Here is a 13,353-nt window from a genome sequence, read left to right as displayed (position 1 = left end):
GCCGAACTTCTGGAATCAGTAAAACGCCGATTTGTGCGTGTTGCGTTCACGGAAGATGATTGATCCGGCCGGCCGACCAAGTTCTGCCGTCAAAGGCCAGCTCGGTCACCGACAGGTTGTCGATGCGATGGGCAAAGGTCCGTTGCGCGTCCATGTCAAGGGCGCGCTGTACCTGGGTCAGGATTACGCCGAAATGGGCCACGATCACCAGATCGGCGCCTGTATGCATACCGATCAACCCGTCGATCGCCGCGTCGACCCGCGCGCGGACCGCGTTCCAGCTTTCGCCGTTGGGCGGGCGCACGTCGCCGGGGCTGTCCCAATAGGCAAAGGCCAGTTCGGGGTCTTCGGCCTCGATCTCGGCGAATGCGCGCATCTCCCACGTGCCGAAATGGATCTCGCGCAGGTCGGGATGGTGCGGCAGCCGGCGACGCGTGCCCTGAATGGCCGTGGCCGTATCCGCGGCGCGCGACAGGTCCGACGAAATGACCAGCGCATCCTGCGGCAGGTGGTCATGCAGGCGCGCGAGGGCCGCGTGGTCGCTCAGGTCGGCGGGAATATCGGACCAGCCCACCATCGTTTTGGCATGGGTCGGGCCGTGGCGGACGAGGTGCAACCGGGTCACGGCAACTGGCCTTTCAAAACCTGCGGTAGTCCCGCGATGACCTGAACCACAAGGCCGGCTTGGGCGGCGAGGGCGATGTTCAACCGCCCCTGCGCCTCGCGGAACTTGCGGGCCAGCGCATTGTCGGGGACGATACCGTGCCCCACTTCGTTCGAGACGATAATGACCTGCGCGGGGCAGGTCCGTAGCGCGGCCAGAAGGGCGGCCTGTTCCTGTTCAAGATCACTGTCGGCCAGCAGGTGATTGCTGAGCCACATCGTGGCGCAATCGATAAGACAGACCTGATCCCGGCTCAGCCCCGCCAGCGCCGGGCGCAGATCCATCGGGGCTTCGATCGTGGCCCAGCCGTCGCCTCTTTGGTCCACATGGCGCCTGATTTTTAGGCGCATCTCATCATCAAACACTTGTGATGTTGCCAGGTAGACGCGGGTTTTACCTGTTGAAACAACGAGTTGCTCGGCAAATGCAGATTTTCCCGATGCCGCGCCACCCAGGACAAAGGTTAAATCGGGATGCATTTTTTACTACCTTTACAGTGATCCACCCGGTGCGCCCTTGCGTATCGACCATACGTCGGCAAGGCAAGACCGGCGGCGCCTACGACAGATGGGAGAGCTGCATGGCACTGGATAACCCGAACGACTTCTCGATGTCCCGGCAGGCTATGAAAGCCGAATTGCTGGATGCGGAAACCGAATTGCGCCTAGCTTATGCCTGGCGAGACGAGCGCGACGAACAGGCCCTTCACCGGTTGATAACGGCCTATATGCGTCTGGCCATTTCAATGGCGGCCAAGTTCAAACGCTACGGCGCGCCGATGAATGACCTGATCCAAGAGGCCGGGCTGGGCCTGATGAAGGCCGCTGACAAATTCGACCCGGATCGCGGAGTCCGCTTTTCTACCTATGCGGTGTGGTGGATCAAGGCCAGCATTCAGGATTACGTGATGCGCAACTGGTCGATGGTACGGACCGGTTCGACATCGTCCCAGAAATCCCTTTTCTTCAACATGCGTCGCGTGCAGGCCCGCCTGGAGCGCGAAGCCGCGACCGATGGCGTCGAATTGGACCGCCATCAACTGCACCAGATGATTGCGGCCGAGATCGGTGTACCGCTGCGCGATGTGGAAATGATGCACGGCCGGTTGGCCGGCTCAGACTTTTCCCTGAACGCCGTTCAATCGGCTGACGAGGATGGTCGCGAGTGGATCGACGCGTTGGAGGATGATCGCGAGCAAGCTGCGGAAACTGTCGAGAACAGCCACGATACCCGCCAATTGCGCGAATGGTTGATCACGGCGATGCAGGCGCTCAACGATCGGGAACGGTTCATCGTGCGCGAGCGCAAGCTGCGTGAGCCGGCGCGCACATTGGAGAGCCTGGGTCAGGAACTGGGTTTGTCCAAGGAACGCGTGCGACAGCTTGAGGCAGCGGCGTTCGTGAAGATGCGCAAGAACCTTGAAGCTCAATCGCGCGAGGTGCAACACTTCTTCGCATGAGACATCTTGCGATTCTGACGACGGCCGTGCTGTCGCTGACACTTTTGACCCGGCCAGTTCTGGCCGGGGAGCTTATCCCCGACGATATTTTGGCGCAGATGAGGGACGCCGATGTAGTGATCCTTGGTGAGGTTCACGACAACCCCCTACACCACCTGGTCCAGACCGAAGCGATTGCGGACATTGACCCGTCTGCAATGGTCTGGGAAATGGTAACCGAGGAAGGGGCTCAGAGACTGGCGCAGACTGCCGCCTCGAATCCCGAGGAGTTGTCACGCATCCTGAGATGGGCCGAAACGGGATGGCCACCGCTCAGCATGTATTACCCTGTTTTCCAAGCATCAGAGGCTCCGGTATACGGAGCGATGGTGCCGCGCGCGGCTGCGCGAGCTGCGATGGAACGCGGTGCCGCAACGACCCTGGGCGCGGATGCGGCGCGATATGGGTTGAACATTCCGTTGGCGCCCGAGGATCAGGCGGCGCGCGAGGCCGAGCAATTGGCAGCGCATTGCAACGCACTTCCCGCCGAAGCCTTGCCGCAACTGGTGGCGATCCAGCGTCTGCGCGATGCTGTTCTGACCCGGGCCATTCTGCGTGCAATTGATGAAACCGGCGGTCCGGTGGCGGTGATTACCGGAAACGGGCACGCGCGCAAGGATCAGGGCATTCCGACCTTTCTGTCGCGCCTGCGTCCGGGCCTGAAGGTCTTTGTTCTCGGTCAGGCCGAAGACGGTGTCGTGACCGGTGAATTTGACGCGGTGATTGACAGCCCCGCGGCCGAACGCGAAGACCCTTGCAAGGCCTTCGAGTCCCAGAATTAAGCGCTGGAACTCGGGGCATGGGTTGCATAGTGTCGAGGCCGAGCACGACCGGGAAGGGCTGAACATGCTGGCATCCAAACGGATCCTCCTGATCCTTGGCGGTGGGATCGCGGCCTACAAATCGCTGGATCTGATCCGAAGGTTGAAGGAGCGCGGGGCGGCGGTGACCCCGGTCCTGACCCGCGCTGCCGAGGAATTCGTGACCCCCTTGTCCGTGTCTGCACTTGCCGGTGAAAAAGCTTATCGTGATCTGTTCGACCTGACGGACGAGGCCGAGATGGGACATATCCAGCTGTCACGTTCGGCTGATCTGATCGTCGTGGCCCCGGCGACTGCGGATTTGATGGGAAAGATGGCCGGGGGTCTGGCCAATGATCTGGCATCGACCCTGTTGATGGCCACGGATACCCCTGTTTTATGTGCGCCGGCGATGAACGTGCGGATGTGGAACCATCCGGCAACGCGCCGGAACCACAAGCAGTTGATCGCGGACGGCGTCCGGTTTGTCGGACCCAATGACGGTGACATGGCTTGTGGCGAGTTCGGCCCCGGCCGCATGTCAGAACCTCTCGAAATCGTGGCGGCGGTCGAGTCTGCCTTGTCGGATGGCCCACTGAAGGGTAGGCGGATTCTCGTGACGTCGGGGCCGACGCATGAGCCGATTGATCCGGTTCGGTACATCGCAAACCGATCCTCGGGGGCGCAGGGGACGGCGATTGCCAACGCTTTGGCGGCCCTGGGGGCCGAAGTCGTTTTCGTAACCGGCCCCGCGGATGTGCCACCACCCCAGGGCGTCCAGGTTGTGCAGGTTGAGACTGCGCAACAAATGTCGGATGCGGTGGACGCGGCTCTGCCGGTGGATGCGGGCGTGTTTGCCGCAGCCGTGGCCGATTGGCGGGTAGACGGGGCATCAGACCGCAAGTTGAAGAAAAGCCGCGACGGAATGCCTGCACTGCAATTTGCCGAAAACCCGGACATCCTCAAACGGATTTCGCATCTGGAGACCGGCCGACCTAGCTTGGTCGTGGGTTTCGCCGCCGAGACGGATGATGTGATCGCCCACGCAACCGCCAAGCGGGCGCGCAAAGGGTGCGATTGGATTCTGGCCAATGATGTCAGTCCGGTGACCGGCATCATGGGTGGGGCCGAAAATGCGGTCGTGCTGATATCGGATGCGGGTGCCGAGGAGTGGCCGCGCATGGGCAAGGACGCAGTGGCCGTACGGCTGGCGGAAAAGATCGCGGCCGCGCTGGCGCTGTGATGCGGTTGTTTGACAGAAGATGAAGGTTGGGATGCGCTGATGGTGGCAATCCGGGTGATCCGAGAAGACGGGGCCGATCCGGCCATTGCATTGCCGTCCTATGAAACGGCCGGGGCAGCCGGCGCGGATGTGCGGGCCAACCTGCCTGATCGAGGGTCGATCACCGTTCAACCCGGTGAGCGCGCCTTGGTCCCGACCGGCCTGCGGGTAGAGATTCCGGATGGATATGAGATCCAGGTGCGTCCGCGCTCGGGACTTGCGTTGAAACACGGGATCACGCTGCCGAACGCACCGGGCACGATCGACAGCGACTATCGCGGTCCCTTGGGGGTGATCGTGCTGAATGCGGGTCAGGAAGCCTTTGAAATCGGACATGGCGACAGAATTGCGCAGCTTGTCGTGGCCCCGGTGATCCAGGCGCGGTTCGAGATGGCGGACAGCCTGCAGGAGTCGCAGCGCGGTTCCGGTGGGTTCGGATCCACGGGGCGCGCCTGATGGTTCTGGTACTGGCACTGGCAGCGGGGCTGTGGGGGCTTGGCTACCTCGCTGGTGCCTCGCGTACAGCCCGTTGGGTGTCGGTATTGGTGTTGCTGGCAGGGGTGGTTCTGTCTCATCTGGTTTTGCCCGACGGGAACCCACTGCGCGAGGCCACAGGCGGCTCGGCCGCGATGTGGCTGATCCTGGGTGGTTTCGTTCTGCTTGCCATGGGTTATGGCGCTGTGGTGAAAGCCCTGCGGCGTCGGGCCAATCCACCGTCGGATATTCGTCCGAACAGCCCATCTGACCAGTTCAGCGAAGCCGAACTGGAGCGCTATGCCCGTCACATCGTCCTGCGCGAGCTTGGTGGACCCGGGCAGAAACGGATGAAGACTGCTCGGGTATTGGTGATCGGGGCAGGTGGATTGGGCGCACCGGCGCTGCAGTACCTTGCAGCCGCCGGCGTGGGCACGATTGGCGTCATTGACGATGACATGGTCGAGAATGCCAATCTGCAGCGGCAGGTAATCCATCGGGATGCAGACATCGGAATGCCCAAAGTCTTTTCTGCGCAGCAAGCAATGGAGGCGCAGAACCCTAATGTCATCGTTCGCCCCTATCACCGCCGCCTGACGGACGACATTGCGGCCGACCTGTTCGCGGATTATGACCTTATCCTCGACGGCACCGACAATTTCGAAACCCGGTATCTGGCCAACCGCACCGCCGTGGCTTTGGGCAAGCCCCTAATCTCAGGCGCGCTGTCCCAATGGGAAGGCCAGTTGAGCGTGTTTGACCCCGCCAACAACGCCCCTTGCTACCAATGCATTTTTCCCGAAGCGCCTGCGCCGGGTCTTGCGCCTTCCTGTGCCGAGGCCGGGGTGGTCGGGCCACTGCCGGGCGTGGTGGGGGCGATGATGGCGGTTGAGGCGGTCAAGGTAGTCACGGGTGCAGGTCAGGCCTTGCGTGGCGAGATGCTGATCTATGACGCGCTTTATGGCGAAAGCCGCAAGATCACCCTGTCCCGGCGGGACGATTGCCCGGTTTGCGGGCAATCCGTTTGATCGCGGCCACTGGACGATCTTGCCCTGCATTCCTAGCTTGACGCTTGAAGGAGACCCCAATGACCAATCCGATCCTGTCCGACTGGACGACCCCGTTTGAAATCGCGCCCTTTGCCGAAATCTCGGATGACGATTTTGCCCCGGCACTGGAAGCTGCTCTGCAGGCCCATGCCGACGAGATCGACACCATCGCGACGAATACCCAGCCCGCGAGTTTTGCCAACACGATCGAAGCGCTGGAAGCGGCGGGCGAGGCCTTGAACAAGGTCCTGTCGGTTTTCTTCACGGTCGCTGGCGCTGACAGCAACCCGGAGCGCGAAGCGTTGCAACGGGAGTTTTCGCCCAAGCTTGCAGCCCATTTCGCCGCGATTTCCTCGAACAAGGCGCTGTTCCAGCGTGTGGACGACCTTTGGACGAAACGAGATACGCTGGAGCTGACCGAGGAACAGGATCGGGTTTTGATGCTCACCCATCGCGGGTTCGTCCGCTCGGGTGCAGCGCTGCACGGGGCAGAGGATGCCCGGATGCAGGAGATCAAGGCGCGTCTGGCGTCATTGGGCACCGCGTTCACGCAAAACCTGCTGGCAGACGAGCGTGGCTGGTTCATGGAGCTGACCGAAGATGATCTGGCGGGACTGCCGGGTTTCGTTGTCGATGCGGCTCACGCGGCCGGTCGGGAAAAAGGGGCCAAGGGGCCGGTTGTCACGCTGTCGCGGTCTCTGATCGTGCCGTTCCTGCAGTTCTCGCCACGTCGCGACCTGCGCGAAAAGGCTTACCGCGCCTGGGCGTCACGCGGGGCAAACGGAGGCGAGACCGACAACCGCGCGATTGCCGCCGAAATCCTTCAGCTACGCGAGGAACGGGCCAAGCTGTTGGGCTATGACAGCTTTGCGGCCTTCAAGCTCGAGACCGAGATGGCCCGAACCCCCGAACGGGTGCGCGACTTGCTGATGCAGGTCTGGGCACCCGCCAAGGCCCGGGCCGAGGCCGACGCGGAGATCCTGACGCGGATGATGCAGGAGGACGGCGCCAACGGTCCGCTCGAACCCTGGGACTGGCGGTACTATGCCGCAAAACGGCGCAAGGCCGAGCATGATCTGGATGAGGCAGAACTCAAACCCTACCTGCAGCTGGAGCGCATGATCGAGGCTGCCTTTACCTGCGCCAACCGCTTGTTCGGGTTGGAGTTCGCGCCGTTGGACGTGCCGCTGTACCATCCGGATTGCCGAGCCTGGGAGGTGACCCGGCGCGGCAAACATGTTGCCGTATTCATCGGAGATTATTTTGCGCGCGGATCGAAACGGTCGGGTGCGTGGTGCAGCGCGATGCGGGCGCAGGCCAAGTTTCCCAAGGTCCAGACGCCAATCGTCATCAATGTTTGCAACTTTGCCAAGGGCGATCCGGCGCTGCTGTCATATGACGACGCACGGACCCTGTTTCATGAATTCGGGCACGCGCTGCACCAGATGCTGTCGGATGTGACCTATGACAGCATCTCGGGGACCAGCGTTGCGCGGGATTTCGTGGAACTGCCCAGCCAACTGTATGAGCATTGGCTGGAAGTGCCGGAGGTTCTGGCCGAGTTTGCAACTCATGCCGAAACCGGAGCTCCGATGCCACCGGAACTGCTGGACAAGGTTCTGGGTGCCGCCAATTTCGATCAGGGTTTTCAGACGGTCGAATACGTCGCCTCGGCGCTGGTCGACCTGGCCTTCCACGACGGTCCGGCCCCGGCTGACCCCATGGCGAAGCAGGCTGAGGTTCTGGCCGAGATCGGGATGCCGCATGCCATCGGCATGCGCCACGCGACGCCGCATTTCGCCCACGTGTTTGCGGGTGATGGCTACAGCTCGGGTTACTACAGTTACATGTGGTCCGAAGTGATGGATGCCGACGCATTTGCTGCCTTCGAAGAGGCGGGAGGCGCGTTTGATCCCGAGCTGGCGCAGGCTCTGGAGGACAACATTCTGTCCAAAGGAGGCTCGAAGGAGGCCGAGGATCTGTATCTGGCGTTCCGGGGCCGGTTGCCGGGTGTCGAAGCCCTGCTGAAAGGTCGGGGACTGGTGGACGCGTAGCGGTCGAATTGCACTCGGCAAGACGGGGGCGGCAGCTCCCGATGGCCCTAGTACCCGAGTGCGCGGTCGACGAGATGCAGCAGCGGTCGTCCGGCTTCGCTGCGCTGGATGTTTTCGCAGATCACCTGCGCAGCCGTGTCGGGCCGGGTTTCCGACGCGATATGCGGCGTGACGGTCACATTTGGATGCGCCCAGTACGGATGATCGGGGGGCAGCGGCTCGGTGCGGAACACATCCAGCGTGGCATGCCCCACTTGGCCGGTGTTCAGTGCCCGCAACAGCGCTTCGTCGTCAATCAGTGGGCCGCGGCCGGGGTTCAGAATGCGCGCACCTTTTGGCAGAAGTGCCAGAGTGTCCGCGTTCAGAGTGTTTTCCGTGGCCGCCGTTTCAGGCAGCAGCAGGACGAGTAACTCAGCCTGGCTCAAGGCCACGCGCAGCCCGTCCGGTCCGTGCAGGCACGTGACACCAGACACGTCCTTGGCCAAACGGCTCCACCCTGTCACGTTGAAGTTTAACGCCGCCAGCGCCTGTGCCGCAGCCTGACCCAGGGCGCCAAGCCCCAAAACGCAGACCGATCGCTGTGTGGCGAGCGGAGGCGGATCCGGGGCCCATACCCCATCCTGGACCGTGATGTGTCGATCCATGCCCAGATGGTAGCGCAGAACGTGCCCCACGACCCATTCGGTCATGCCCTGGGTAAGACCGTGATCGACCATCCGGGCCAACGGCACGGTCAGCGTGTCGTTCGAGGCTATCTTCTCGACACCGGCCCATAGGCTGAGCACGGCCTTTGCGCGCGTGTAGGACGTGAAATCAAGCAGCCCGCCATTGGGTGCATAGACGATGTAATCCACCTGATCGGGCGGCAGGTCGGTTGCGATAGTGGCTTTGATCCCTGCATCGGCCAGCCCGGTGTTCAGCAAGGGCTCGTAAACCGGCCAAAGTGCCGGGCGGGCGGAAAACAGGACGTTCACGGACATGGTCGGCCTTTCGGATCAACGAGGACGGTGAATATGCGCGCTCTGCACGATGCCGAAGGCAGCCATCAGAACCAACATGGCCGAGCCCCCATAGCTGACCATCGGCAACGGAACACCGACCACCGGCGCCAGCCCCATGACCATCGACATGTTGACGGCGAAGAACAGAAAGAAGTTCAGCGAAATGCCCAGTGTCACCAATGACGAGTACCTGTCCTTGGTCGACAGCGCCGTGACGAGGCAGAAGATCAGGATCAGTCCGTAAAGCAGCAACAAGGTTGTGCCCCCGACAAAACCGAACTCTTCGGCCAGTGTCGTGAAGATGAAGTCGGTGTGCTTTTCGGGCAGGAAGTTCAGGCGTGACTGGGTGCCTTGCATGAAGCCTCGACCGTTCCAGCCGCCGGATCCCAGGGCAATCTTGGACTGGGTGATGTGATACCCCGCGCCCAACGGATCGGTCGAGGGGTCAAGGAATGTGTCGATGCGCCGGAACTGATAGTCCTTAAGCAACTGCCAATCGGTGCCACGGCTTTTGAACACCGTTGAAACCAAGCCGACACCCGCCGCGATGACCGCTGCGAAATAGGCCCAATGCACGCCCGCCAGAAACATCAGGCCTCCTCCGGCCGCCAACAGCAGGATTGCGGTTCCCAGATCGGGCTGGCGCAGCACCATGAAGGTCGGGATCAGGATCAGGACAACCGGGATCAAGACCCAAAGCGGGCGCGAGGTTTTGTAGGAGGGAAGCCAATCGTAGTAGGCCGCCAGCAACATGACCAAAGTCACCTTTGCCAGTTCGGAGGGCTGCAGGCGCATGAACCCCAGGTCGATCCAGCGTTGCGCGCCCATGCCGATGGTGCCGAACAGTTCGACGAACAGCAGAAGCCCCAAAGAAACAAGATAGGCGACGACGGACATGTTGCGCCAGAACCAGATCGGAACCAATGCGACGATGAACATGACCGTCAGGCCCAGGCCAAACCGTTCCATCTGTGGTTCCGCCCACGGCGACCACGAGCCGCCGGCCACCGAATACAGCATCAGAAAACCGGCACTTGCGACGCTGATCAGCAAAAGCGTCAGCGGCCAGTTCATGTACAGAACCTTGCGGATCCCCGTCGGCGTGGTCTTGACCGCATATTCAAGATAGCTCATGCGCGGTCCTTTTCGTCAGGGCGCGCTTTCGGGCGGCGATCACCTTCCAGACGTTTCTGCTGTTCCTTGATGCGGTCGCGGTCGGCCACGGGATATGCTTCCAGCGGCGGGGTGCCGTTGTACAGAGCCTGCAGCATCACGTCCCGGGCCACGGGGGCTGCAGCCTTCGAACCGCCGCCGCCATGTTCGACCACGACGGCCACCGCATATTTCGGATTGTCGTAAGGGGCAAAGCTGACATACAGCGCGTGGTCCCGCCGTTCCCAGGGCAGGTCTTCGTTGCGGATGACCCCGGCGGCCCGTTCGGCCTTGGTGATGTTGCGCACCTGGCTGGTGCCCGTCTTGCCGGCCATGCGGAATTCGTCTGCGATGATCCGGCTGCGATAAGCGGTGCCGCGACGGTCGTTCGAGACCTTGTACATCGCGTTGCGCACCTGTTCCAAGTTGGCCGGATTTACGTCCAGCGGCTCGCCCGCGCCCGAAGGCTGTTCGACCCCGTCGACACTGCGGATCAGACGCGGTGTCACCGATCGGCCGGTCGCGATGCGTGCAGTCATGACGGCCAGTTGCATCGGCGAGGCCAACATGAAGCCCTGCCCAATCGAGGCATTTGCCGTGTCACCGACCAGCCAGTCCTGTCCGTGGGTGGTCTGCTTCCATTCCTGGTTCGGTGCAAGGCCAGCCGCCACGGCGGACATCGGCAGGTCGTGTTTGATGCCGAGGCCGAACTTGCGCGCCATGTCCGAAATCTTGTCGATCCCGACCCGAAGGGCCACGTCGTAATAGTAGACGTCGCAACTGCGCTTCAACGAAGTCTCCAGATCGACCATCCCGTGCCCGCCGCGCTTCCAGCAGTGGAATCGACGGCTGCCCACCTTCAGGTAGCCGGGACAATAGACGGTGTTGCCCGGGCCGACGACGCCGGCCTCGAGCGCGGCCAGCGCGGTGATCATCTTGAAGGTCGAACCGGGCGGGTAGGTGCCCTGAACCGTCTTGTTGGCCAGCGGGCGGTGGTTGTCCTGGGTCAGAGCCTGGTAATCCGCGACCGATATCCCGCGCACGAACAGGTTGGGGTCGAAGCTGGGGGTCGAACTGATGGCCCGCAGATCGCCCGTCTCACAGTCGATCACGACCACGGCGGCGCTTTCGCCGGCCAGCCGGGCCTGCGCATATTCCTGCAGGTCGGCGTCGATGGTCAATTGCAGGTCGGCGCCGGGCTGGCCCTCGCGGCGGTCAAGTTCCCGCATCACCCGGCCGGTCGCGTTGACCTCGACGCGCTTGGCGCCCGCCTTGCCGCGCAGCAGGTCTTCCTTCTTGGCCTCAAGCCCGACCTTGCCGATCTGAAAGCGCGGGATCATCAGAACCGGCTCGGGGTCTTCCATCTTGCTCAGGTCATAGTCGCTGACAGGTCCGACATACCCGACCACATGGGCGAAATCCTCGTAGCGGGGATATTGGCGGGTCAGTCCGACTTCGGGCGTGACGCCGGGAAGGGCGGGGGCATTGATCGCCACCTTCGAGATATCTTCCCAGGTGACCTGGTCGGCCAGCGTAACCGGCAGAAACGGCGCTGTACGTTTCATCTCGGCTTTGGCCCGCTCGATCTCGTCTTCGTTCAGCGGAATCAGTTGTGACAGTTTGGCAATGACCTTGTCGACGTCGCCCGCATCCTCGCGCACGATCACGATGCGGTAGGACGGCGCATTCTGCCCGATGATCTGACCATTGCGGTCATAAATGCGCCCTCGGGTCGGCGGAATGAGCCGGATGTTGATGCGGTTTTCTTCGGCCAACAGGCGATATTGGTCGGCCTGATCGACCTGCATGTAACGCATGCGGGCCGCCAGACCGCCGACGAATGCGAATTGCATGCCACCCAGCACCAGCGCGCGCCGGGTCAGCCTTTTGTATGCGGCACCTTGTGTTTTGGGTGTGCGTTTCATGAGCGTGTTCCCACAGTGGCAACATCTACCGCAGATGGCCTGCGGACGCCAAATATGGTTTGGCTGAATGCAACGACAAGCGGGTAGGCGAGGACCGTGAAGACCACTTGGACAAATACCGGGCCAATGCTGGCCTGACTGACGGACAGCAGGGCCAGAACCGTCCGATTGAAGGTAAAGATCGCCGCGATGACGACGCCCACCGTCGTCCACTCGCCCACGAATCCAACGTCGCGCATTCCGGGGCCTGCCGATCGCAGATAGGCAGAACCGATGACGACGGATGCCGCCAGCAGTCCCGGCGGCCGTTGCAGCAGCAGGTCGGCCATCAGCATGACCGCCGCGATGCTGAGTGTCGGTACATATTCCGGCCGCCTGAGGACCCATGCAAAGGTCAGGCAGATCAGGAAGTCAGGAAAGGGCAGACGACCCGGTTGCGTGTTCAGAGGCAACAGGTGAAAGAACATCACCGTCAGAGCGAGGAACAGGTACAGGCCCCGCATCAGCCATAGAGTTGACGTGGCACTATCCATCGGCGGCCTCCTCGGTCGGGAGAAGAGCCTCGGGGCGCGGAGGTCCGACGATGCCGCCCGGGTCTCGGATCGGGGCGGCCGAGTGGTAGCGCAGGACTCGCAGGAATTCCAAACGCTCGAAATCCGCGGACAGTCGGACGCGCAGACGCCCCCCTGGATCGGCGGCGATCTGGCCGATCAGAAGGCCCGCAGGAAATACGCCGCCGTCGCCTGAGGTCACCACACGGTCGCCGGGTCGCACCAGTTCACGGCTTTCAAGAAACTCGACGGCTGGGGCAGGGGTATTGTCACCGGTAATCAGCGCGGTCTGGCCCGAGGGCTGGATGGTGGCGGGAATGGCGCTGGAGGCGTCGGTCAACAGGATGACCCGCGCGGTATCCGGACCAACGCCAGAAATCCGGCCCACCAGCCCGATGCCGTCCATGGCGGCCCATCCGTCGACGATCCCGTCACGCTCGCCGACATTCAGCAAAACAGATTGCCGAAACGGCGAGCCGCTGTCGGCCATGACGACCCCGGTTATATAAGTCAGACGGGGATCCAACCGAACATTGTTCAGGTCCAGAAGCCGCGCGTTTTCCTGCTCCAACTGCAGGGCCGCCTCTTTCCAAGCGCGCATGCGGCGCAGTTCACTGCGCAGTTCCTGGTTCTGCTCGCTCAGCCTTTGGTAGCTTTGGAAATCCCGTACAAGGTTTATGGCGGCCGTGACCGGCACCATCGCCCATTCCATCGAGGGCACAACGGCATCCACCACTTGGGCCCGGAACCTTTCGACCCGCGGGCTGTCGATGCGCCAAATCAGGAATATGCCAAGCAGGCACAGAACAACGATCCCCATGAACAAGCGGCGCAGGGGGGTGGTGTAGTCGTCGCGCTGTGCTCGGTCTTTTGCCACAGGACTCCTTCCCGTGCTGCTCGTGC

Annotated in this window: 13 protein-coding genes; 6 read left to right on the top strand and 7 right to left on the bottom strand. The window is 62.3% G+C overall.

All coding sequences use genetic code 11. From position 1 onward, the window contains the following. Positions 1-46 precede the first annotated feature (46 nt). Both ACR0BA_RS13060 and cobU read right to left on the bottom strand, forming a co-directional pair. Positions 47-625 carry a histidine phosphatase family protein gene (locus tag ACR0BA_RS13060; RefSeq protein ID WP_170391915.1) on the bottom strand — a complete coding sequence of 193 codons (579 nt, stop codon included), beginning with the start codon at positions 623-625 and terminating at the stop codon, positions 47-49. Beyond that, a complete protein-coding gene (cobU, locus tag ACR0BA_RS13055) occupies positions 622-1,143 on the bottom strand; it encodes a bifunctional adenosylcobinamide kinase/adenosylcobinamide-phosphate guanylyltransferase (RefSeq protein WP_170360197.1) in 522 nt (173 codons plus the stop codon). Before cobU ends, ACR0BA_RS13060 begins: the two co-directional genes overlap by 4 nt. 101 nt (positions 1,144-1,244) lie before the next feature. Here cobU and ACR0BA_RS13050 point away from each other — a divergent pair, with 101 nt between their 5' ends. The 6 genes from ACR0BA_RS13050 to ACR0BA_RS13025 all read left to right on the top strand — a co-directional run bounded on the left by ACR0BA_RS13050 (position 1,245) and on the right by ACR0BA_RS13025 (position 7,821). Further along, a complete protein-coding gene (locus tag ACR0BA_RS13050) occupies positions 1,245-2,123 on the top strand; it encodes an RNA polymerase factor sigma-32 (protein WP_093963433.1) in 879 nt (292 codons plus the stop codon). Further along, entirely contained in the window at positions 2,120-2,944 is an 825-nt protein-coding gene (locus ACR0BA_RS13045) for a ChaN family lipoprotein (protein ID WP_170360199.1), read from the top strand. The genes ACR0BA_RS13050 and ACR0BA_RS13045 overlap by 4 nt, the downstream gene beginning before the upstream one ends. A gap of 64 nt (positions 2,945-3,008) precedes the next feature. Then, positions 3,009-4,205 (top strand): bifunctional phosphopantothenoylcysteine decarboxylase/phosphopantothenate--cysteine ligase CoaBC, encoded by a 1,197-nt coding sequence (gene coaBC / locus ACR0BA_RS13040; protein WP_480728629.1) that lies wholly within the window; start codon positions 3,009-3,011, stop codon positions 4,203-4,205. Between the two features lie 39 nt (positions 4,206-4,244). Then, positions 4,245-4,700, top strand: coding sequence for a dUTP diphosphatase (dut, locus tag ACR0BA_RS13035; protein ID WP_170373125.1), 456 nt, complete (start codon positions 4,245-4,247; stop codon positions 4,698-4,700). Next, positions 4,700-5,746: a HesA/MoeB/ThiF family protein gene (locus tag ACR0BA_RS13030; RefSeq protein WP_170373056.1), complete on the top strand. Its 1,047-nt coding sequence runs from the start codon at positions 4,700-4,702 to the stop codon at positions 5,744-5,746. The genes dut and ACR0BA_RS13030 overlap by 1 nt, the downstream gene beginning before the upstream one ends. Before the next feature lie 59 nt (positions 5,747-5,805). Continuing rightward, complete coding sequence (locus ACR0BA_RS13025; protein WP_480728315.1) at positions 5,806-7,821, top strand: M3 family metallopeptidase; 2,016 nt, start codon at positions 5,806-5,808, stop codon at positions 7,819-7,821. 47 nt (positions 7,822-7,868) lie between these two features. Here the strand turns inward: ACR0BA_RS13025 and ACR0BA_RS13020 are convergent, their stop codons facing one another. Genes ACR0BA_RS13020 through mreC form a run of 5 tightly spaced genes read right to left on the bottom strand, consistent with a single transcriptional unit; the run spans position 7,869 to position 13,327 of the window. Next, on the bottom strand, positions 7,869-8,801 hold the full coding sequence (locus ACR0BA_RS13020) for a 2-hydroxyacid dehydrogenase (RefSeq protein ID WP_480728313.1): 933 nt from the start codon (positions 8,799-8,801) through the stop codon (positions 7,869-7,871). Positions 8,802-8,816: 15 nt separating this feature from the next. Then, positions 8,817-9,956, bottom strand: coding sequence for a rod shape-determining protein RodA (gene rodA, locus ACR0BA_RS13015; RefSeq protein ID WP_170343283.1), 1,140 nt, complete (start codon positions 9,954-9,956; stop codon positions 8,817-8,819). Then, on the bottom strand, positions 9,953-11,899 hold the full coding sequence (gene mrdA / locus ACR0BA_RS13010) for a penicillin-binding protein 2 (RefSeq protein ID WP_170391925.1): 1,947 nt from the start codon (positions 11,897-11,899) through the stop codon (positions 9,953-9,955). The genes rodA and mrdA overlap by 4 nt, the downstream gene beginning before the upstream one ends. Continuing rightward, positions 11,896-12,432 (bottom strand): rod shape-determining protein MreD, encoded by a 537-nt coding sequence (locus tag ACR0BA_RS13005; RefSeq protein ID WP_480728311.1) that lies wholly within the window; start codon positions 12,430-12,432, stop codon positions 11,896-11,898. The genes mrdA and ACR0BA_RS13005 overlap by 4 nt, the downstream gene beginning before the upstream one ends. Next, positions 12,425-13,327, bottom strand: coding sequence for a rod shape-determining protein MreC (gene mreC / locus ACR0BA_RS13000; protein ID WP_093963424.1), 903 nt, complete (start codon positions 13,325-13,327; stop codon positions 12,425-12,427). Before mreC ends, ACR0BA_RS13005 begins: the two co-directional genes overlap by 8 nt. Positions 13,328-13,353 lie beyond the last annotated feature (26 nt).

It is taken from the genome of Ruegeria sp. CI5 (genome assembly GCF_056536885.1).
This window is presented reverse-complemented; position numbering and strand designations above follow the sequence as displayed.